Genomic DNA, 21,425 nt, shown 5'->3' with positions numbered 1-21,425 from the left:
CCCCCGGTGCAAATGCATATTTGATGCCGGGGGAGCAGTACTGCCCCTCGCACCTATCAGGCCGAGAGTTCCCTGCGGATGATTTCTGCGCCGGCACTGAGCGCATTGAGTTTGCCTCTTGCTACTGCACGCGCCAGTGGCGCCATGCCGCAGTTGGTGGAAGGGTAGAGCTTGTCGGCATCGACAAACTTCAACGCTTTGCGCAGGGTGTTGGCGACTTCTTCTGGTGTTTCAATGATATTGCTTGCCACGTCAATCGCGCCTACCATCACTTTTTTGCCGCGAATCAGTTCAATCAGGTCAATTGGCACATGCGAGTTGTGGCATTCCAGCGAGATGATATCGATATTGGATTGCTGCAGCTTGGGGAACGATTCCTCATATTGACGCCACTCGGAGCCCAGCGTATTTTTCCAGTCCGTATTGGCTTTGATGCCGTAACCATAGCAAATATGTACGGCGGTTTCGCATTTGAGACCTTCAATCGCCCGCTCCAGGGTGGCAACGCCCCAGTCATTCACTTCATCAAAGAAGACATTGAATGCGGGTTCGTCAAATTGGATGATGTCGACGCCGGCTGCTTCCAGTTCGCGGGCTTCCTGATTCAGGATCTTGGCGAATTCCCAGGCCAGTTTTTCGCGGCTCTTGTAGTGGCTGTCATACAGCGTATCGATCATCGTCATCGGACCTGGCAGCGCCCATTTAATCGGCTGCTTGGTTTGCTGGCGTAAAAACTTGGCGTCTTCCACAAACACCGACTTTGGACGGCTCACCGCGCCAACCACGGTCGGCACACTCGCGTCATAGCGGTCACGAATTCTGACAGTTTCACGCTTTTCAAAATCAACGCCATCGAGATGCTCAATAAACGTGGTGACAAAATGCTGACGGGTTTGCTCGCCATCGCTGACAATATCGATGCCAGCCTGCTGTTGTTCGTGCAATGACAAACGCAAGGCATCCTGTTTGCCTTCGATTAATTCCTCATCTTGCAATTTCCATGGCGACCACAGTTTTTCAGGTTGTGCAAGCCAGGACGGTTTCGGCAAACTGCCGGCGGTTGAAGTAGGCAATAATTTTTTCATGATAGTGATGTCGTATATATTGGTTAATCAGAGAGCGTAATTAGCAGCCCATTGTTCAAGAACATTTTTATAGGGCTTGATGAAATGCTCTTCGGTATATTTTCCCTGCTTGACAGCCAACTGGCTGCGCTCTTCCCGGTCATAGACAATTTGCGTCGATGAATAATCCTGATTCTTCAGGCTAGGCTGATAAAGTTGCCCCGCCGCCGAATTGGCATTGTAAATCTCGGGCCGGTAAATCTTTTGGAATGTCTCCATCGTGCTGATGGTGCCGATCAGCTCAAGATTCGTGTAGTCACCCAGCAGATCACCGATAAAATAAAATGCCAAAGGTGCAAAACTGTTGGGCGGCATGAAGTAACGGACTTGCATGCCCATTTTTTCGAAATATTGATCAGTCGACGAAAATTCATTTTGCTGATACTCGACACCCAAGATGGGATGCTTGTTTTCAGTCCGCTGATAAATCTTGCTGCTCGAGGCACTGATACAGATCACCGGCGGCTTTTTAAAGTGCGCTTTGTAAGTGGCTGATTTTACAAAGTGTTTGAACAGCTTGCCGTGGAAATCGCCGAAATTATCCGGGATGCTGAAGCTGGATTTATTATTGTTATGCTCTGGCAGCACCACGCTGAAGTCGTAATCGCGCACGTACGAGGAGAAGTTATTCCCGGCAATGCCATCGATGCGTTCTTCGGTTTTTTTATCGACGATATTCGGTTTCAATATCTCGATCAAGGGCAGTGCATTATTGCCGTCTGCGCCATCAATATTCATCTCAACGGAAATGATGTCGAGTTCGACAGAATAGCGATCACCTTTCAGATTATCCCAATGCGCCAGGTTATTGAAGCGATTGTCTATCATCTTCAGGGTATTGCGCAGGTTCTCCTGGCGACTCGCTCCTCTGGCCAGATTGGCAAAGTTGGTCGTCAAACGCGTATTGTCTGATGGATGATAGTTTTCATCGAAAGAAATACTCTTGATGTTAAATTCAAAATCTTTGCTCATGGTGATCTGGTGTCCTGATTTCTGCGAAAAAATCTGAATAACGTGATTGCGTATTCAGTGCTTTACAATTTTTGTTCTTTTCAAGCCGCGACCACCTCCCCGGCGGTGGCAAATCTTGCATGGCGCGTCAATTCGACCAGGGGCATTGCCCGTTGCACCGCCAGTGCGGCGCGCTCGATCAGGGCCTCGTCCTGCAAACGGTAATCAAAGAAATCCTTGTCGGTCGCGTAGACGCCCAGCGGCAATGTGCGTGCCTGGAAGAAGCTGAACAGCGGCCGCAACTGGTGGTCTATCATCAGGGCATGGCGCTCGCTGCCGCCGGTGGCCGCCAGCAAAACGGGCTTGTCGATCAGGGCATCCTGGTCAATGAAGTCGAAGAAGTGCTTGAACAGTCCCGTGTAGGAGCCGCGGTAGACCGGCGTTGCCACCACCAGGATGTCCGCTTGCTCGACTGCTAACAGTTCACGCTCCACCGTCTCGGGCAAATGGGTGCGCCAGCTCGCGCCGGCAAACTGCGGTGCCAGCTGGCCCAGTTCGACCAGGCGTTGTTCGCACGGGAATGCGTCGGCGATCAGGTCCATCAGGTGCTCGGTCAGGGCGGCAGCCTTGGAGGGGCGTTGCAGCCCGCCGGAAACCCCTACTAAACGCAATGGACGTGTCATTTTTTCTTTCCTATCGATAGCTGTGCGAGGGCAAAGAAATGCCAACAACGAGGAAGCGATGATAGCGGCAGAGATCGATGAAGTATAATGGTTTTATTTCATACATCCATGAATAGGGCTCATCCAAATGCTTGAACGCATCCACCTCAGCATCGTTCAACAGGTCGAGAAACAAGGCTCGTTGACGGCTGCCGCGGGCGTGCTGAACCTGACCCAGTCGGCCCTGAGCCACAGCATGAAGAAACTGGAACAGCAACTGGGCACCGACGTCTGGCTGCGCGAAGGGCGCAACCTGCGCCTGACGCAGGCCGGCCAGTACCTGCTGGCGGTGGCGAACCGGGTGCTGCCGCAACTGGACCTGGCCGAGGAACGCCTGGGCCAGTTCGCGCAGGGCGAGCGCGGTGCCTTGCGCATCGGCATGGAATGCCACCCTTGCTACCAGTGGCTGCTCAAAGTGGTTTCGCCCTATCTGAGTGCATGGCCCGACGTGGATGTGGACGTCAAGCAAAAGTTCCAGTTCGGCGGGATCGGTGCGCTGTTCGGCTACGAGATCGACCTGCTGGTCACGCCCGACCCGCTGTTCAAGCCGGGGCTGAAGTTCGAACCCGTGTTCGACTATGAGCAAGTGCTGGTGGTGGCCAAGGGCCATGCCCTGGCGTCGGCGGCCTATGTGAAACCCCAGCAACTGACCCAGGAAGTGCTCATCAGCTACCCGGTGGATATCGAGCGCCTGGACATCTACAATCAGTTCCTGTTGCCGGCCGGCGTCACGCCCAAGCGCCACAAAGCCATCGAAACCACCGACATCATGCTGCAGATGGTGGCCAGCGGCCGCGGTGTGGCCGCCCTGCCGCGCTGGCTAGTCGAGGAATACGCGGTCAAGATGGACGTGGTGCCTGTGCGGCTGGGTGTGCGCGGCGTTGCCAAGCAGATCTTCCTGGGCGCACGCGAAACGGACACCGCCACTGACTACGTGCGGGCCTTCATCGAACTGGCCCGCCAGCCGGTGATCGCAGAAGCCAAGCGATGAACGCCTGCGTCGACTACAAAGCGCTTCCGCTGCCCGCCAGCCACATCACGCACGCCTATTCCCTGGAAGTCGGTGCGAAGGACATTGCTGCCTTGACCGCAGCGGCGCCCCGCATATTGCCCGGGTCAACCATTTCCATTCCCTATTTGCCACGCGAAGACAACGCGGCGCGACTGGCTGCAGTGCAGGCCGTGCGCAGACTCGGCTTTGAGCCCATGCCGCACTTTTCTGCGCGCCGTATCGCCTCGCTCGCCGAGTTTGAGACCTTCGTCAGCCGCGCGGCCGCCGAAGCCGGCGTCGAGCGCTGCTTCGTGATCGCCGGCGATCCATCGACCCCGATGGGGCCGTTTTCCGACAGTACTTCGCTGATCGAAACAGGCGTCTTCGAGCGTTCGGGCATCAAGCTGATCGGCGTGGGTGGCCACCCGGAAGGCCATCCAGTCATGAGCACGGAAGAGCAATGGGAAGTGCTCGAACGCAAGTGCCACAACATCGTCCAGCGCGGCATGACACCCTTGATCGTCACCCAGTTTGCCTTTGATGCCGACATCGTCCTGACATGGTTAACAGCGCTGCGCCAGCGCGGCATCAACCATCCCGTGCGCGTGGGCGTACCGGGCCCCGCGAACATCGCAGTGCTGGCCCGCTATGCTGCCCTCTGCGGCGTCAGCGCCTGCGCCTCGATGTGGTCCAAATACGGCGTCTCCATCGGCAAACTGTTCGGCACGGCAGGCCCCGATCTTTTTGTGGATCGCCTGGCTACCAGCCTGACAGCAGCCCATGGCAAGGTCAGCCTGCATTTCTTTCCATTTGGCGGGATTGCGCAGTCGGTGAAGTGGGTGGAGCAGTATCGTGGTCGCGACTAGCAGATGCACCGCCCTGTAACGAAATCGCATCCGGCCTCGCTACGCATGCACGTCAATACCACCACCGTATAACTGGCGCGACTCGGCTTTTATGCCTGGTGAGGACTTCGTCTGACCAGAATAAGCCATAAATCCGACAAAATTTTGCCAAATACGACAGTATTTGGACGTACTGGAGTTTCTGATTGCGCCTATCTACACAAATTCCGACAAGCCCCTGATCGGTTGATTAGCACGATTTTTCGACAAAATCAGGCACAATACGTCATTTTTCAGACAATCAATGGGGGCTCGCCGTGGCAATCGCGCAAAAATCCGACGTATCACTGCCAGAAATTATTTTCACGGGCGGAGGCGATGCTGCAGCGGATCGCCGAATTCTACCGCTAGTCGGCGAATGGTCTTTGACTATTCATTGGATGCATTCTATGCAGCCTTCTCGCACCAGTGGCGACAGCATATTTTCACTCCGGCGTTACTTGTGAATCCGCGCATGACGATTCCAATACTCGAGTCTGCTATCGGTAGCAAGGAGCCAATGGCCAAGAAGATGCTGAATCTCTTACAGGCGGGATGCGCCGCATGCCGCGCCTCGATCCCTGTTGAGCTTGTTAGCGGCTTGGAGAAGCTGTCAACCCAACGAAGTGCGCTCGATACCTTCTTGGTGCGGAGGCCATGAACGCCGCGACGCTACTAGCGTAGAAGTATGCGCAATTTAGCGTGGAGCTGACTTTATCCAATGAACCTCGAACACGGCAGGTGCCTCCCCCCGAAGCACGATTCAGTGGGCACCCGCGCAGTTTGACGCCGCCGATGGCGTTGAGTTGGATTCTGTTTGCAAAGGGATATCTATGTAGACCTAAGATTTTCCGCTGGCTGCTTGGGATTTCCTGCGAATCTCGATCGTACCGGTAAGGGCGACGAGCGCAGCGATGTCCTGCCCCAATTGAGTTGCCGTTGGGACTGGCGCATTCTTTGCGGACGCCGGATCGTGGGCGTCAACCACATCGCAGCAAACTTGGTAAAGGCGTTCGATCTCGTCACACTCTGTCTTTTCGAAACCGACCACCTTGGAAAGGTTTGGCGTTACCCTAATCCAGTCCCGGTACCTGACCACCACTCCGTTAAATACCAAGTCTTGAATTACGCGTTCGATTGTCGCCCGCATTAAGTTGTACTGCTGCCTCATGGCTGCTGACTGCTCCCCATTGGGATAAGGCGGCCAGCCCGCCACCAGCACTGATTGCGCCTTCTGCAGTTTATCGATACGGTCCTTGTAGCTCTTGTGCTCCCAAGGCAGACCACTTTGTACCGCACCGGAGAACTGGCCATGCCATTCGAGGTGGTGAATTAGGTGTTCAACGCCCGTTTGCTCGATCAAGTCGCGAAGCTCACCTAGGAAAGAAGTATCATGTGTGAAGATGATCACTTGCCTGACTTTCGCCTCTTCGACTAGGCGCCTTGCTACGTTCTGTCGCCTAGTGTGGTCCAACGAAGAAACGGGATCGTCGAAAATAATTCCCCCTCCGTGACCTCCGGTCCGCAGTTCGGCTAAGAAGCAGCCAAGCGCGATTGCGCGCTGCTCACCCTCGCTCAAGATGTCGCGGATCTGGGCTGGAACGACAATGTCCAGCGCTAGCTTGTGCTTCATCTTGCCGCGTTCCACGCTCTCGTCTAAGCGCGGTGCCATGTGAGCAACCCCCAACGCGTCGAACTCTTCCTTTAAGGCTTGACGCAAAGGCCCAGTGACAGCATTGGTTGCGAGCTCCTTAGATTTGTCAGAAATAGGTTTGGTCTTCAGATCGTCCTTGCATTTACTCAGCAATGCCTTGACTTTCATACGCTCAATCAACGCAAGGGCGGCGGCCTTGTGAGGAAATAGCGCGGCTCGCGCCTTCAGTTCCGCAAGTTCCGCCTTCAGCAGAAGCTTATGCTTATCGTCCGTCGCCTTTTCATAAGCCTCTGCCTGCGTAGTGAGAGCGTCCGCAATCGCCTTCAGTTTTATGCAAGGATCGGTCGGGAATTCCGGAATCCCCTCCCATATATGTGCACTCTGCGAAGCTAGCATCCATTTTTGCCTAGCCGAAATAGCGCTGTCGAACGCATTGAGCTCGGCCACCACGCTCTGATCGAGGTGATTTAGCTCCTCAACATAGTCTTGGTAGTCGATACCAAGGGATGCTCTCTCAATCTTGCCAATTGCAGTGGCTCGTACAGCCCGCTTGTCAGCTGCGAGCTTGGCGACATTGTGCTGGACGTACTCTTCGAATCGCCTCATACGAGCCGCGCCGTCATCCAAAATATTTTGCTGGCATAGTAAACACTTCGCGCCGTCATGCACACGGGGAAACACCTGCGTCGGGTACGCCGAGCCCAACGAGAACTGCTTCGCAGCTTCATACATCGCCTTCCACAGAACGTCGCCAGTCCCTGGTAAAAGTGTCTCTCCCGCGCGCAATGCGTTGGCGGCTTCTGTCTCCGCGGCGAACGCCTTTTCTGCCTCTTCGTCCATGGTCCGAAACTTATGAACGGCGTCGTTCTTAACCCAGTTCGATGACGACTCGACTTTGGTCTTTAACGCATTCATACGTCCAATCGCTAGCCGCAGCTCTTTCGCTTTTGCCTTCGGATCAGCTTCACTGAGGGTTCGGCCCAGTTCTCCCATCCGCGCAGTCTCGTCTACGCTCATCAAGGCAAACGCTTCGACGTCCGCGCTGTTGGTCTTCTCGCTCAATGAGTCAATAAGCGCGGATACTTTTGTAGTTCCTGCCAAATGGTTAAATGCTTCCTTCGTAGTAGAAGTCAACGCGATTTCCGCGTTCAGTTTTTCCAGTACTTTCGGCAGTACAATTTGAGCCATGTTCTCCACGACGTCCAGCCCGTAGGGCAGGTACGCGATTTCCTGCTGCAAATCGAGGTAAGCACGTGCGCAATGCGTGTCAAAAACGGCTATGGTAGCAAGTTCAACCGGACCGGTACCGTTTTTCTTCCAGGTAACAGTAGATGCCTTGGCACCGAGTTCTATCTCAAAGCTTGCTTCAGGAGTTGCGGTTGCGCTGGCCTTGTCTAGAGCATTTGGGCGAACTTCCTCGCTGGCATCACGAGCCCGGCAGGCACGCTTCAGCACACGCGAGTAGCCAGACTTCCCGGCCCCGTTCCCGCCATAAACGACGGTAACCCCCGTCTTTGAAAAGGACAGGATCTGACCGGCTGCTAGCCTATTGACGTTCCTCACGTCCTTAAGCGTAATCAAAACTGCGGCAGCATCCTTTGCAGCTGTTACAGGTAGGTGCTCCTGAGATAGGGGGACAGGCGTCCTGCCTTTAGGGTCCGGAAGCCCGACGCTACTCTTCAACATCGCATAAAGGTCATCTAGAGCATTGTTGTCTAAGGAGTTCTGAAAAAGCCGTCGAGCAGCATCCTGTTGCCAAGGTTTTAAACTCGAGTTCGACCATTGAAGGACTTGGGCCAGTAGCGTCATATTCTTCTTTCAAAAAAATATTTCCATAACGCTACTAACTGTATCGTAATTCGGATCTGTTGGAAGCTAAAAAGTTATCAAAAATAGAAAAATACTTATTGCTAAGCTTTATTCGCAGAATGTATATTTCTTTGTATCAACCACGCAACAGTACTTCAATGTTAGCTACCTGAAGCAAGCGAATAATATAACGACAGGTAGAGTCTTGCTTGTGCAAAAAGTTAGACAGACTTTATTGTTTCGATTTACAAGCCTAACTAAGTAATGTGAAATACATAATTTAAATTATTCAGCCTGAGTCGAGTCAATAAAGTCCGTCGGAAAGAAAAATTCTATGATTTTGATTTCTTGAGCTTTTTTTCTAACAGCAATTCAACGTAAAGTCCGTCGGAAACAGCGATAATCCAACCGAATTAGATCAAAGACGGCGAAAGTCCGTCGGAGTGTGCAAGTGAGTAGGCCGCTAGCGGCCCGGTGTACATCAGCGCTGTGACACTGGCCTGGGCCGCCAAGCGCGGCATTCGCAGCAACGAATTGGCTGTACCGGCTGCGATACGTTCGTTCGATCTAAACCCGAGAGTGTAATGGCAATCTGTTAAACATTACTGCCAGACAGTGTCATTTTCCCAATCTGAAGGAAAACCCATGTTTGCCATATCTCGTGAAAACACGGGTACAGTAGCAAACATATTCACCATAAACGGTTTTATGCCGTCAGAGATCCCCTGTGCTTTGCAGGCAAGGCGTATCATCAGAAGATGCGAATACAGCCGATTCGGATGGCTAGCCTTTATTGAATGCTTATTCTTTAAACCAGCAGGATTCTTAAGATTTCGGTTCCACAGCCGGCTGTGATGTGCACACAAGTTACGCAGTTCAAGGATACAACTTAAATTTGTCATTAACGAACTATAAGAAGCAATCCCGAACGGCTTCGCAGCTGTTTCCAGTTTGCTTTGACCAGCAGAAGCCGAAAACGTTGGACAGTTCTCGTTCAAGCTTTTACATACGCTCAGCAACTGTTCGAGAGTAAATATTTCCGAAATGATCCAAAATGGTGGAGTACGTCTGTAGTCGTATGAGCGGTTGGTGAAATATCGTTTACGATAGTGAACGACGAATTCTTGCTGACCTTGGTTAAAGCGTTGTTGTGCTTTACTTAACGCTCTTTCCGCATCTGAGAAATTTTTGAAGTAGTCAGTATTGATATGCCAAAACGGATCGCTCGTCGTGCTCGTTACGACGTTATCTACAGTCGCCCTAATCCGTACCTCCAGTTGAGCTAAAAGCGGAATCAAGAAGTCTCTCAATTTCTGGTCAGCGCAGTACAACCCGTGCAGATCTTCGAATGTCGTGCCGGTATGGAATTTGTCGGTGTTTTTGTTAAAAAATGGGATGCAGTATGCTTTGAAACGGAAGTAATTTTCCCGAAAAATTACTTCCTCTGCTATTGCGCGATCCGAAACGACGAGACCTTCTAACGTGAGTTTATGCACCAATTGACGAGGCGTGCAATATGGCTTGTTGTAGTCGGCAAGATTAGGGTTTTCAGTTTGGAATTCCTCCCAAAGCCGCTTTCGTTCAGCGCTGGCCTTTGCTGTTTGACGCTTTACATGCCATTTGAAATATGACTTCCCGAGGAGGGTCGACAGTGCGACAGATTTGCAAGCACTGCGGATAGACTTCAACTTCAACTCCATGCTCATGGGGATATGTTGGAAATTGCTATTTTAGCCATAGCTCACCGCGATCTGGTCAGTACGGACGTTAAAAAGCCTACACAGACCGGACACAAGAACTATCGTTCTTGCTTTGATGACCGGCCCCGTGCAGGCGTTGTTAAACACACTTTAACGCAGACGAAGTCCGGTGTCAACAACTGTACGAACCATGACAAACGGAGAGGCGTCTCAGTAGAGGAGGGAGGAGGCTGGCCGCTTTGACGTAGGAATGCATGACCGTGTTGGAGCAGGGATTAGTGGCGGTCTTGATGGGAATGCGCAATTGACAACAAAAAAGCCCGACGGACTTTATTGTTCTCCGACGGACTTTATTGTCTCGCTTCACCGATGACGTACGTCACTAATTACTCCACCGTCACCGACTTCGCCAAATTCCTTGGCTTATCCACATCCGTCCCACGCGCCAGTGCCGTGTGGTACGCCAGCAATTGCAGTGCGCACACGTGCAGGATCGGTGACAAATCGCCGTAGTGTTCTGGCAGGCGGATGACGTGCAGGCCTTCGCCGGAGCTGATGCGCGAATCCACGTCGGCGAAGACGTACAGTTGGCCGCCACGGGCGCGCACTTCCTGCATGTTCGATTTCAGCTTTTCGATCAGCGCGTCGTTCGGCGCGATGGTGACGACCGGCATTTCGTTGGTGACCAGCGCCAGCGGGCCGTGTTTCAGCTCACCGGCAGGGTAGGCTTCGGCGTGGATGTAGGAAATTTCTTTCAGCTTTAAGGCGCCTTCCAGGGCGATCGGGTAATGCATGCCGCGGCCCAGGAAGAGGGCGTTTTCCTTGCGGGCGAATTCTTCGGACCAGGCGATGATTTGCGGTTCCAGCGCCAGCACGGAGGCGATGGCGACGGGCAGGTGGCGCATGGCTTTCAGGTGGGCCGCTTCCTGTTCTTCGGACAGGCGGCCGTTGACTTGCGCCAGGCACAGGGTCAGCAGGAACAGGCCGGCCAGCTGCGTCGTGAAGGCCTTGGTCGAGGCGACGCCCACTTCCACGCCGGCGCGCGTGATGTAGGACAGCGCACATTCGCGCACCATGGCGCTGGTGGCCACGTTGCAGATGGTTAAGGTGTGCTGCATGCCCAGGCTGCGCGCATGTTTCAGCGCGGCCAGGGTGTCGGCCGTTTCGCCGCTTTGCGAGATGGTCACCACCAGGGTGTTCGGGTGCGGCACGCTATCGCGGTAGCGGTATTCGCTGGCCACTTCCACGCTGACGGGGATCTTGGCGATCGATTCGATCCAGTACTTGGCCGTCATGCCCGCATACGAGCTGGTGCCGCAAGCCAGGATCAGCACGCGGTCGATCTGCTTGAAGATTTTGTAGGCATGGTCGCCAAACAGTTCAGGCATGATGGCCGTGACGCCTTCGAGCGTATCGCCAATGGCGCGTGGCTGTTCGAAGATTTCCTTCTGCATATAGTGGCGGTAGGGGCCCAGTTCGGCCGCACCGGTATGCGCGTGCACGGTTTTGACATCGCGTTCGACCGGCTTGCCGTTGACGTCGACGATCCAGCAGCGCGACAGTTGCAGGTCGACCACGTCGCCTTCTTCCAGGTAGATGATCTGGTCGGTGGTGCCGGCCAGCGCCATGGCGTCCGAGGCGACAAAGTTTTCACCATTGCCCAGGCCCACGATGAGTGGCGAGCCCTGGCGCGCCGCAACCACCCGGTGCGGTTCGTCGCGGCAGAAAACGGCAATCGCGTACGCGCCGTCCAGGCGTTTCACGGCTTGCTGCACGGTGTCGAACAAGTCGCCGTTATACATATGCTCGACCAGGTGGGCGATGACTTCGGTATCGGTCTGGCTCTGGAACACATAACCCAAGGCCGTCAGTTCGGCACGCAATTCGTCGTGGTTTTCGATGATGCCGTTGTGCACCAGCGCTACGCGGGCGTTTTCTTCGCTTGGAGAAAAGTGCGGGTGGGCATTGAAGTTGACAGGCGCGCCATGCGTGGCCCAGCGCGTGTGGGCGATGCCCGTAAAACCGCTCAAGCCTTCTTCGGCGATCTGCTTTTCCAGCTCGGCCACGCGCGAGGTGGAGCGCGAACGCTGCAAACGGCCATCGGCGTGCAGGGCGATGCCGCATGAATCGTAGCCGCGGTATTCCAGGCGCTTCAAGCCTTCGAGCAGGATGGGAGTGATATTACGTTGCGCTACTGCGCCGACGATGCCGCACATGGAAACCTCGCGTTAGAAAATGGTGAATGCAGGCATGCTAAAGCAGAGCGTATGAAATAAGCTTTCTAAATCCAGTCACTTTTGACCAAATATTTCATGTATATTTAACGATGAAATATTATTTCATTTAACGTGATTTTCTTTTTAAATTCATCAAACTCATGAACAGCCCAGCCACTAGTACCATCACCCTGGACGATATTGATCGTCGCATCCTGAATGCCTTGCAAGTTGATGCAACGCAAACCAATAGTGAGCTGGCGCAAGAAGTTCATGTGTCGGCGCCAACTTGTCTGCGGCGCGTCAAACATTTGACGGAAAGCGGCGTGATCGAGCGGCAAGTGGCCATCGTCGCGCCGCACATGGTGGGCGCACGCTTGAGCGCCATCGTGGAAATCACGCTCGATGTGCAGGCGTTTGAGCGCATGGAGCAATTCGAACAGCTGGTGGCCCAGGAAGCTGCCGTACTGCAATGCTACCGCGTCTCGCCGGGGCCGGACTTCGTGCTGATCGTGCAGGTGGCCGACATGCCCGCCTACCATGCGCTGGCGCACCGGCTGTTTGCCACGCACGCCAATGTGCGCAATGTGAAAGCGTATTTTTCTACCTTCCGCAGCAAGTTCGAGACGCGCATCGCCGTGTAATCGCATCCCAGGCAAGAGCGCTGGCAAGTTATCCCGGCTTGTTAGCCACCTTATGCACAATCTTATCCACAGGCATACACAGCGCCTCACGACACTGCAGCCTCAGCCATGCTAAAAAGTGCCCTGTGGAAAAATCATGGGTAAGCTGGCAGTAGTAAGTTATCCCATCTTATCCGCTGCTTGCCCACATGCTAATCACAGGCTTGTACACAGATTTACCCACAAGGGCGATACGCCATACAAGCTAAAATATACAGCCAATTCAATAGCTTACAAGTTATTCATCGATTATCCAGTAATTACGCACAAGCTTATCCACATTGCAGATGCGCAAATTCAGGCAGTGATTTTGTGCTGATCATAGCAAGGACAGCAAGGCGAATGGCAGGCTAAGCGCAGCAAACTTATCCCATTTTTTCCACTGCTTTTACACCACTTCTACAGTGCTTATACAAGCCTTATCCATCACTTATACGGGCGCTTGTTCACATGTTTATCCACAATGGGAAATAATACCCAGAAGAAAGAATAGATAAACCCCTCAAGTTATCCCGACTTGTCAGCATCATTTCCACAAGCTTACCCACAGGCAGTCTGAAGGCAAAAAAAAGCCGCCAGCCCGTGTAGGCTGGCGGCGCTGTACCAATTTACCTGGCGATCTTACTTGGCGATCTTGACCGGACGGGTCCAGCCTTCGATCGTCACTTGCCTGGCGCGCGAGACAGTCAGCTTGCCCGCTGGCGCGTCTTTCGACAGGGTGGTGCCGGCGCCCAGGGTCGCGCCTTTGCCCACCGTGACCGGCGCGATCAGCTGGCTGTCGCTGCCGATGAAGGCATCGTCTTCGATGACCGTGCGGAACTTGTTGACGCCATCGTAATTGCAGGTGATGGTGCCGGCGCCCACGTTGACGCGCGAACCGATGGTGGCGTCGCCGATGTAGGCGAGATGGTTGGCCTTGCTGCGGGCAGCGATCTGGCTATTCTTGACTTCGACGAAGTTACCGATGTGCACTTCTTCGGCCAGCACGGTACCGGGACGCAAGCGCGCGTAAGGGCCGATCAGGGAACCGGCGCCAACCACCGCGTCTTCGATATGGCAGAACGGCTTGATGTGCGCGCCAGCCGCCACCTTGGCATTGACCAGCACGTTATTGGCGCCCACGCGCACGCCGTCGCCCAGTTCCACCAGGCCTTCGAATACGCAACCGACGTCGATGGTGACATCGCGCCCGCAAATGAGTTCGCCACGCACGTCGATGCGGGCCGGGTCGAGCAGGGTCACGCCACGTTCGAGCAGGGCTTGCGCGATATTGTTCTGGTGGATGCGTTCCAGCTGGGCCAGTTGCACCTTGCTGTTGACGCCGGCAACTTCCCACACGGCGCCAGGCTGGGCCGAGGTGACGGTCACGCCGTCTGCCACGGCCTGGGCCACGATGTCGGTCAGATAATATTCGCCTTGCGCATTGTTGTTCGACAAGGCCGACAGCCACTTCTTCAGTTGCACGGTCGGCGCGACCATGATGCCGCTATTGATTTCACGGATGGCACGCTCGGCATTGGTCGCGTCTTTTTCTTCGACGATGCGCACGATGGCGCCGTCTTCGCGCACGATGCGGCCCAGGCCGAAGGGATCATCCTGTTCCACCGTCAAAATCGCCAGCTTGTCGCGGCCAGCCGCTTGAACCAGGTGCTGTAGGGAAACGGCGCTGGTCAGCGGCACGTCGCCATACAGTATCAGCGTCGGCACGTGGTCATCGAGCAAAGGCAGCGCTTGCTGGACGGCATGGCCGGTGCCCAGCTGCTGCGCCTGTTCGGCAGCGGCAATCGGCAGCTCGTGCGTGGCATTGTATTGCTCCAGCAACTTCAGCACCGCTGCGCCCCCATGTCCATAAATGACGCATAATTTGGACGGCGCCAGACTGCGCGCCGTATCGATCACGTGCGACAGCAGCGGCTTGCCCGCCAGCGGATGCAATACTTTGGGCAGGGCAGATTGCATGCGCTTGCCCATGCCGGCGGCGAGAATGACAACGTTCATAGTCCGTATTTACCAGTTGAGAATATGAAAAATTTTAACACGCAGACTCCCTGTTCCAACCGCTTTACTTATGCGGTGCTGGCGCTGCTGCTGGTCGTCATGACGGCGTGCAGCGGTTTGCGCCTGGCCTATAACAATGGCGACACCGTGCTGTACTGGTGGCTGAACGCTTATGTCGATCTGGACCGCGACCAGAAGGACTGGGTGCGCGACGATATCGGCAAGCTGTTCGACTGGCACCGCAAGACGCAGTTGAAGGATTATGTGGAAATCTTGCGTACCGGCCAGAAGCAATTGCAGGGCAATGTCACGCAGGCAGACTTGCTCAGCGACTACACGGAAGTCAAGCAACGCACGCAAACCCTGCTGCTGAAGGCGGCGCCGGAACTGGCCGACCTGGCCCGCTCGCTGAAACCCGAGCAGATCGCGCAGATGGAAAAGAAATTCAAGTCCAACAATGAGGATTACCGCAAGAAATACCTGAGCGGCGACCAGGAAAAGCGCCAGAAGCTGCGCTATAAAAAAGCCATGGAGCAATTCGAGCTGTGGTTTGGCAGCTTCAGCAGCGAGCAGGAAGCAACTCTGCGCAAGGCCTCGGATGCGCGCCCGCTCGACAACGATATCTGGCTCGATGAACGCATGCGGCGCCAGCAAAATGTCTTGAACCTGGTCAAGAAAGTGCAGCAGGAAAAGCTCAGCAAGGAAGCCACCGTGATCCTGATCAATAGCTTGATCAAGGACAGTTTCGAGCGCCTCGATCATTCCGAGCGCAAACCTTTCTTTGACGCCTATGAAAACAGCACGGCACAGTTTGTGCTGACCGCCATCCAGCTGGCCACGCCCGCGCAAAAAGCCCACGCCATCAAGCGCATGCAGGGCTGGATCGACGATTTCAATACTCTGGCGACGCAAGCCAGATAGGGGAGCTGACAAGCAGCGCCAGCAGGGGGCGCTGCCGGTGGGCGAGGGGCCATATGCTATAGTGGCCGCCATTGAATTGAAGAAATCCCATGCAAAAGAAGATCAAAAAACCCGCCAAAGTCCCCGTCCACCACGCGCCGCCACCGAACCAGGTGCGCATCATCGGCGGACAATGGAAACGCTCGGTACTGCCTGTTTTACAGGCACTGGGCTTGCGTCCCACGCCAGACCGGGTGCGCGAAACCTTGTTTAACTGGATCAACCACTTGCGCGATGGCGACTGGGCCAACGCCCAGGTGCTGGACTTGTTCGCCGGCAGCGGCGCACTCGGCTTCGAGGCAGCCAGCCGTGGCGCCGCATCCGTCATCATGGTCGACACGCATACGCCCGTGATACGCCAGCTGGAAGAAAACAAGACCAAGTTGCGCGCTGAAAATGTGCAATTGCTGCGCGGCGACGCCTTGCTGACGGCACAAGGCCTGGCGGCACGCGGCCAGCGTTTCGACCTGATCTTCCTCGACCCGCCCTACCAGCAAGATTTCCTGGCCAAGGTCTTGCCCCTGTGCCGCGCGCTGCTGAAAGAAGGCGGCATGGTGTATGCGGAATCGGGCTTGTCGCTGGTGTTCGATGAGAACAATGAATTCGAACAACCGGACTGGATGGCGCCGTGGGAAGTCATCCGCGCCGATAAAGCAGGCACGGTCTACTATCATTTGCTAACTTGCAACAAAGTAGCGACAACAGCCTGAATCTGCCTATAATTTAGGCAAAATCAGGCCCTGGCCCAAGGCGACACACCAATTTGAGGCATAATGCGCGTCTATATTGGTGCATCGTCAGGGAGCCGCAATGGTTGTAGCAGTTTATCCAGGAACATTCGATCCGCTCACGCGTGGTCATGAAGATTTGGTGCGCCGCGCATCGGGTCTGTTTGACAAGCTGATCGTCGGTGTCGCCGACAGTAAAAACAAAAAACCGTTTTTCTCGCTCGACGAACGCCTGGAAATCGCCAACGAAGTGCTGGGCCATTATCCGAATGTGCAAGTGGAAAGCTTTTCAGGCCTGCTCAAAGATTTCGTGCGCAAGCATGAAGCGCGTGTCATCGTGCGCGGCTTGCGCGCCGTGTCCGACTTCGAATACGAATTTCAGATGGCGGGCATGAACCGCTACCTGCTGCCCGATGTCGAAACCATGTTTTTGACTCCGTCCGACCAGTACCAGTTTATTTCAGGCACCATCGTGCGTGAAATCGCGGCGCTGGGTGGCGACGTTTCCAAGTTTGTCTTCCCTTCGGTCAACCGCTGGCTGCAAAGCAAAATTGCCGCAAATGCCGCGCTGCCCGACTAAGTAAGAGTGTAATCATGGCATTATTAATCACCGACGAATGCATCAATTGCGACATCTGCGAGCCCGAGTGCCCGAATGACGCGATCTATATGGGCGCGGAAATCTACGAGATCGATCCCAACAAATGCACCGAGTGCGTGGGCCATTTCGATGAACCGCAATGCCAGCAAGTATGCCCAGTCAGCTGCATTCCCTTCAATCCCGCCTGGCGCGAAAGCCGCGACGAGCTGATGGCCAAATACGAGCGGCTGACAGCGGCGCTTCCTGACGCGAAAGCCTGATCCGCTTTCCAGCGCCAGCGTTCCTTACCGCAACATCGCGCCAGCTTCTGCCAACTGTTTTACACTGTAGACTGATGTACTCAGCGCAGTGATTTCTCTGGAGGCAGTAGATGCACGGCAACAAGTCCCTGTTCGTTCGTCGCCTGGCGGTATTGTGCCTGGGCGGCGCCATGCTGCAATCCGCGCTGGCGGTCGAGGTGGGCGGCGTCAAGCTCGATGACACTGTGCAATTGGGTAGCCATGCACTGAAACTCAATGGCGCTGGCGTACGCTACAAGATCGTGTTCCAGGTGTACACCATCGCGCTGTACTTACCGGAAAAGAAAAACCAGCTGGCCGATGTGCTGGCGCTGCCCGGCCCGCGCCGGCTGGAAATCGTCATGCTGCGCGATATCAGCTCGGAAGATCTGGGCCATGCGTTCACGCAAGGACTCGATCACAGTTCCGACCAGGCCGACCGTACGCGGCTGCTCAATCAAACCATGCAATTCGGTGCGCTATTTGGCATGGTGCCAGGCTTGAAAAAAGGCGATGTGCTGACGGTGGACTGGTTGCCGGAAGAGGGCGGGACGGTGTGCAGGCTGAATGGCAAGCAACTGGGCGATGCGGTGCCCGACCTGGCTTTCTACAATGCGCTACTGAAAATCTGGATAGGCGCCCATCCCGCAGACACCACCTTGCGTGCGCATCTGCTCGGTGAAGCGGCCTGATTGATCAGGCGCGCTGGCGGAATTTCAATTCTTGCTGGGCCAGACGCTCATCACGGCTCAGTTTAGGGCGTACCACCAGCACCATGGCGCGTGCAATACCCACCAGCAAGGGCTTGAACAGCAGCGCGAAGGCGCCGATAGCCACCATCGCGAGCGCGATCTGCAAGACGTTCAGCAGCGAAATATCCAGCACGGGTGCGGATACTGCGTAAAAGGCGGTGGCGAAGGTAGACATACTGATCCAGTGCATTATAGAATTTGACGTACTATAGTGCAGTGCAACATATAAATCTAATTCCATTTTCTGATACCAATTATATGGTTCGTGAATGGAGAATTGTAATATTTTTTCACGAGTGAAATCATTCGCCCCCGGCGCGGTTTACACTCCGTTTTACACTCCTAAATTATTTCTCTGATTTCAACTTTCTTACCTGGGCTTTCCATGAGTTTTTTGACGCTGGACCTGAACTTGCTGCGTGTTTTCGATGCCGTCATGACGGAACAAAACCTGACGCGCGCAGCCGGCCACCTGGCGATGACGCAGCCGGCGGTCTCGAACGCCATCAAGCGCCTGCGCGAAAGCCTCGGTGATGAATTGCTGATCCGCACGGCCTACGGCGTGAAACCCACGCCGCGCGCCGAAGCGCTGTGGCCTTCCGTGCGCTCGGCCCTGGCCAGCCTGGAAGCGGCCGTCACGCCGGAAACCTTCGATGTATCGAAAACCCATGCGACCTTCCGCATGGCCATGGCCGACGCCACGGCAGCGTTCTGGCTGCCGTCCTTGATGCGTTCGATCGAAAGTGAAGCGCCGGGCGTGAATGTGCGCATGATGCCGCTGACCACGCGCGAACCGCGTCCGATGCTGCTGCGCGGCGATATCGACCTGGCGGTGGGCTTTTTCCCTGGGGTGGCGGCGCAACTGTCGTACGAGACCAGCTCGCCTATCCGCCATGAGCGTTTGTATTCCGGTAAATACGTGTGCGTGATGCGGCGCGGCCATCCTTTGGCCAAGGTGGACCTGACCCTGGACAATTACTGCGCAGCGAATCACTTGCTGGTCAGCTTTTCCGGCCGCGCCCATGGCCTGGTCGATGAAGCGCTGGCGCAAATCCACCGCGAACGACGCATCTTGCTGACGGTGAATCAATTCTTTACGGCCGGCAAAGTCGTCGCCAACTCCGACCTGATCACCGTCTTGCCGCGTCACTTGATCGCTTCGACGGGCATGACCGACTCGCTGCTGTACAAGGACTTGCCGCTGGCCTTGCCGGCCGTCCACCTGGACATGCTATGGCATGAACGCGACGCCCGCAGCCCAGCCCACAAATGGCTGCGCAACCACCTGGAAGGCATGAATACGGCCACCTTGCGCTCGGCCACGGCTGCAGGCGGCGGCGTGGCCGCCAAGCCGCACGTCGATTAACTCCTCAGCCCACACTGGAGCGGTAACCCATCCGGAAACCGCCCCAGTGCTTGCCATCGACATAAATCGGCGCCGACAGGTCATGCATGACCTCGCCGGTGTCGCGCTTATACGTCTGCAATAAAAACGCCTTGGTATTGCTGCCGCAGCGGCTGCCCGTGCGGTCGCTGAAGATGCGCTTGGTACGGTTATGCACGATGTCGTGCTCGTAGTCGCCCGTCAGCGGCTGTGAAAATTTCTTGTTGTGTGTGGGGAAGTAGCCATTGTTGTCGACGGCGCCCGCATACGCCAGTTGCGGCAGTGCAGCAAGCAAGCTTTCCTGCAAATCGGGCAGCACCCGGTCTGTAAAAGCGTCAAATTGGGTGTTGTGCTTGGGCGGATCGGTGTTCGGGATGGCGCGGTAATGGCGGTCGAACAAAGCTTCCCGCGTAATCTTGCCGCCAGCGATAGCCTGCTCGAACAAGCGGCCCACCTCGTGCGCGGCGCGCTGGGCGGCGATGCGGATGGCGTCGTGCGGGGTGGCGATCGACGAATCGCCCATGGCGCTGGCGATCACTTCGGCCCGTTCCGCCAGCGCCATTGCCGATTGCGTGGCACGTGGCAATTCGCCATTGGTCGACAACATGCTGTCGCGTATCTGCACGATGGCGTCGGCAATCACTTGCGTGGTGTCCACGTGTTCACGCGAGGCGCGGGCGATCTGGCCGATCTCGTCTTCCGACACGCCCGACGACTGCTCGATATGGCTCAGTGAACCATGCACGCTTTCCACATTGCGCGCCGCTTCCGTCACGCCGGCCGCCAGCGATTGCATGCCGCGCGCGGCTTTTTCGGATTGTTCCGTGATTTCGCGCACCATCAGGCTGATTTCATCGCTGGCTTCCTTGGTGCGTTGCGCCAATTGCCGCACTTCCCCGGCCACCACGGCAAAACCACGGCCATGTTCACCGGCCCGCGCCGCCTCGATGGCGGCGTTCAGCGCCAGCAGATTGGTGCGCGCGGAAATATCGGAAATGGCTTGCGTGAAACCGCTGATGCGTCTGGATTTTTCCTGCAGGCTCAACATCGCGCTGGACGCGTCTTGCGCATGCTGGCGCGCACTATTGATGCGCTTCAATCCCTGATCGACCTCGGCCCGCGCCGCCACGCTTTCCACCCGCACGCCAGCGGCCACGGTAGCGGCCCGTTCGGCATTGGCGGCAATCTTTTCCGTGGTGCGGGCATTCTGTTCAGAACTGTCGGCGATATCGCTGGCCGTCTGTACGTCCAGCTCCACCTTCTTTTTGACGGAATCGACAAAGTACGAGGTTTCGGCCGCACCGATCATGATGTCGTCGATGGCATGCCCCACCGTATCGGCAAAGTGGCGTAAATCATCGCCGCCACGGGGCCGGCCGGCCAGCGCCAGCACTGCGGCGCCAAGCAGCGCGGCCAGCACGGCGATCAGATAGGGGGAAAGTGGGTTGGATGTCGCCAGCTGCAATAAATAAATCAGGCAACAGGCCAGGACAATGGCTGCGAGTGTGCATACCAGAAAGCGCACCCATGGATGCTGCAACTGCTTCATGTGTCCCCCGCTGCGGAATCCCGCGCGCACCCCGGGGGAATGCGCTGCAGCCAGTGTGGGTGGGCACGATGCATCACCTCACACCTTGAATCGCCCTCTGCGTGGCGTATCAGCGGCTACCGGGTAGCAGAATAATAGTTCCTACCTGTCAAGACCCGCTTGGTTATAAACGCGTTTAACGAATAATTCCGGCTTTTCCGCCTGCCATTTCTTCATCGCCTGCACCGGCGTTTCATTATTCAAAGCGCGTTGTGGAATGTTGTGGTTATAGATTTTGAGGTAATTGCGCAGCGTCGATTCAAGCTCGGCCCTGGAAGCGAAACGGGTCTGGTTGACGATCTCGCTGATGCGGCCATTGAAGCGTTCGACCATGCCGTTGGTCTGCGGATGGCGTGGCGGAATCAGGCGGTGCTCGATCGCCAGCTGCTTGCACAGCACGTC

At 55.6% G+C, this 21,425-nt stretch carries 19 protein-coding genes; 9 read left to right on the top strand and 10 right to left on the bottom strand.

The window, feature by feature from the left end; translation table 11 throughout:
- Window positions 1–56: 56 nt before the first annotated feature.
- The 3 genes from HDE72_RS20400 to msuE all read right to left on the bottom strand — a co-directional run bounded on the left by HDE72_RS20400 (window position 57) and on the right by msuE (window position 2,758).
- On the bottom strand, window positions 57–1,085 hold the full coding sequence (locus tag HDE72_RS20400; protein ID WP_183744701.1) for a methionine synthase: 1,029 nt from the start codon (window positions 1,083–1,085) through the stop codon (window positions 57–59).
- A 27-nt stretch (window positions 1,086–1,112) separates the two neighbouring features.
- Window positions 1,113–2,096 (bottom strand): DUF1852 domain-containing protein, encoded by a 984-nt coding sequence (locus tag HDE72_RS20395; RefSeq protein WP_183744698.1) that lies wholly within the window; start codon window positions 2,094–2,096, stop codon window positions 1,113–1,115.
- Between the two features lie 80 nt (window positions 2,097–2,176).
- Window positions 2,177–2,758: an FMN reductase gene (gene msuE / locus HDE72_RS20390; RefSeq protein ID WP_183744695.1), complete on the bottom strand. Its 582-nt coding sequence runs from the start codon at window positions 2,756–2,758 to the stop codon at window positions 2,177–2,179.
- 127 nt (window positions 2,759–2,885) lie between these two features.
- On the opposite strand from msuE, the gene HDE72_RS20385 reads away from it, so the two are divergent.
- Both HDE72_RS20385 and HDE72_RS20380 read left to right on the top strand, forming a co-directional pair.
- The gene (locus tag HDE72_RS20385) at window positions 2,886–3,788 is read left to right on the top strand and encodes a LysR family transcriptional regulator (RefSeq protein ID WP_183744693.1); all 903 of its coding nucleotides are present in this window, start codon (window positions 2,886–2,888) and stop codon (window positions 3,786–3,788) included.
- A complete protein-coding gene (locus HDE72_RS20380) occupies window positions 3,785–4,654 on the top strand; it encodes a methylenetetrahydrofolate reductase (protein WP_183744690.1) in 870 nt (289 codons plus the stop codon). Before HDE72_RS20385 ends, HDE72_RS20380 begins: the two co-directional genes overlap by 4 nt.
- An 859-nt stretch (window positions 4,655–5,513) precedes the next feature.
- On the opposite strand, the gene HDE72_RS20375 is transcribed toward HDE72_RS20380, so the two are convergent.
- From HDE72_RS20375 to glmS, 3 genes are all read right to left on the bottom strand, one after another.
- On the bottom strand, window positions 5,514–8,135 hold the full coding sequence (locus HDE72_RS20375) for an AAA family ATPase (protein WP_183744688.1): 2,622 nt from the start codon (window positions 8,133–8,135) through the stop codon (window positions 5,514–5,516).
- A gap of 602 nt (window positions 8,136–8,737) precedes the next feature.
- The gene (locus HDE72_RS20370; protein WP_183744685.1) at window positions 8,738–9,823 is read right to left on the bottom strand and encodes an Abi family protein; all 1,086 of its coding nucleotides are present in this window, start codon (window positions 9,821–9,823) and stop codon (window positions 8,738–8,740) included.
- A 398-nt stretch (window positions 9,824–10,221) separates the two neighbouring features.
- Window positions 10,222–12,051: a glutamine--fructose-6-phosphate transaminase (isomerizing) gene (gene glmS, locus HDE72_RS20365; protein WP_183744682.1), complete on the bottom strand. Its 1,830-nt coding sequence runs from the start codon at window positions 12,049–12,051 to the stop codon at window positions 10,222–10,224.
- Window positions 12,052–12,212: 161 nt separating this feature from the next.
- Between glmS and HDE72_RS20360 the strand changes: the two genes are divergently transcribed.
- Entirely contained in the window at window positions 12,213–12,695 is a 483-nt protein-coding gene (locus tag HDE72_RS20360) for an Lrp/AsnC family transcriptional regulator (RefSeq protein WP_183744679.1), read from the top strand.
- Window positions 12,696–13,355: 660 nt separating this feature from the next.
- Here HDE72_RS20360 and glmU read toward each other — a convergent pair.
- Window positions 13,356–14,732 carry a bifunctional UDP-N-acetylglucosamine diphosphorylase/glucosamine-1-phosphate N-acetyltransferase GlmU gene (glmU, locus tag HDE72_RS20355; protein WP_183744676.1) on the bottom strand — a complete coding sequence of 459 codons (1,377 nt, stop codon included), beginning with the start codon at window positions 14,730–14,732 and terminating at the stop codon, window positions 13,356–13,358.
- 24 nt (window positions 14,733–14,756) lie between these two features.
- Here glmU and HDE72_RS20350 point away from each other — a divergent pair, with 24 nt between their 5' ends.
- From HDE72_RS20350 to HDE72_RS20330, 5 genes are all read left to right on the top strand, one after another.
- Window positions 14,757–15,653 carry a DUF6279 family lipoprotein gene (locus tag HDE72_RS20350; protein WP_183744672.1) on the top strand — a complete coding sequence of 299 codons (897 nt, stop codon included), beginning with the start codon at window positions 14,757–14,759 and terminating at the stop codon, window positions 15,651–15,653.
- Between the two features lie 89 nt (window positions 15,654–15,742).
- Window positions 15,743–16,402, top strand: a complete 660-nt coding sequence (rsmD, locus tag HDE72_RS20345; protein WP_183744669.1) for a 16S rRNA (guanine(966)-N(2))-methyltransferase RsmD — start codon at window positions 15,743–15,745, stop codon at window positions 16,400–16,402.
- Window positions 16,403–16,502: 100 nt separating this feature from the next.
- Window positions 16,503–17,000 carry a pantetheine-phosphate adenylyltransferase gene (coaD, locus tag HDE72_RS20340; protein WP_183744666.1) on the top strand — a complete coding sequence of 166 codons (498 nt, stop codon included), beginning with the start codon at window positions 16,503–16,505 and terminating at the stop codon, window positions 16,998–17,000.
- Window positions 17,001–17,014: 14 nt separating this feature from the next.
- Complete coding sequence (locus HDE72_RS20335; RefSeq protein WP_183744663.1) at window positions 17,015–17,281, top strand: YfhL family 4Fe-4S dicluster ferredoxin; 267 nt, start codon at window positions 17,015–17,017, stop codon at window positions 17,279–17,281.
- Window positions 17,282–17,391: 110 nt separating this feature from the next.
- Window positions 17,392–17,991, top strand: coding sequence for a chalcone isomerase family protein (locus tag HDE72_RS20330; protein WP_183744645.1), 600 nt, complete (start codon window positions 17,392–17,394; stop codon window positions 17,989–17,991).
- 4 nt (window positions 17,992–17,995) lie between these two features.
- Here HDE72_RS20330 and HDE72_RS20325 read toward each other — a convergent pair whose 3' ends face one another.
- Window positions 17,996–18,226 carry a hypothetical protein gene (locus HDE72_RS20325; RefSeq protein WP_183679417.1) on the bottom strand — a complete coding sequence of 77 codons (231 nt, stop codon included), beginning with the start codon at window positions 18,224–18,226 and terminating at the stop codon, window positions 17,996–17,998.
- Between the two features lie 210 nt (window positions 18,227–18,436).
- Here HDE72_RS20325 and HDE72_RS20320 point away from each other — a divergent pair, with 210 nt between their 5' ends.
- Complete coding sequence (locus HDE72_RS20320; RefSeq protein WP_183744642.1) at window positions 18,437–19,417, top strand: LysR family transcriptional regulator; 981 nt, start codon at window positions 18,437–18,439, stop codon at window positions 19,415–19,417.
- A gap of 4 nt (window positions 19,418–19,421) precedes the next feature.
- Here HDE72_RS20320 and HDE72_RS20315 read toward each other — a convergent pair whose 3' ends face one another.
- Entirely contained in the window at window positions 19,422–20,984 is a 1,563-nt protein-coding gene (locus HDE72_RS20315; RefSeq protein WP_183744639.1) for a methyl-accepting chemotaxis protein, read from the bottom strand.
- A gap of 141 nt (window positions 20,985–21,125) precedes the next feature.
- The coding region (locus HDE72_RS20310) for an integrase core domain-containing protein (protein ID WP_183744637.1) at window positions 21,126–21,425 on the bottom strand (300 nt) is incomplete at its 5' end.

It is taken from the genome of Janthinobacterium saanense (assembly GCF_014200675.1).
In the GTDB taxonomy this organism is placed as follows: domain Bacteria; phylum Pseudomonadota; class Gammaproteobacteria; order Burkholderiales; family Burkholderiaceae_D; genus Janthinobacterium.
Note: the sequence above shows the minus strand (reverse complement) of the source record. Positions and strands in the feature narration are given on the sequence as shown.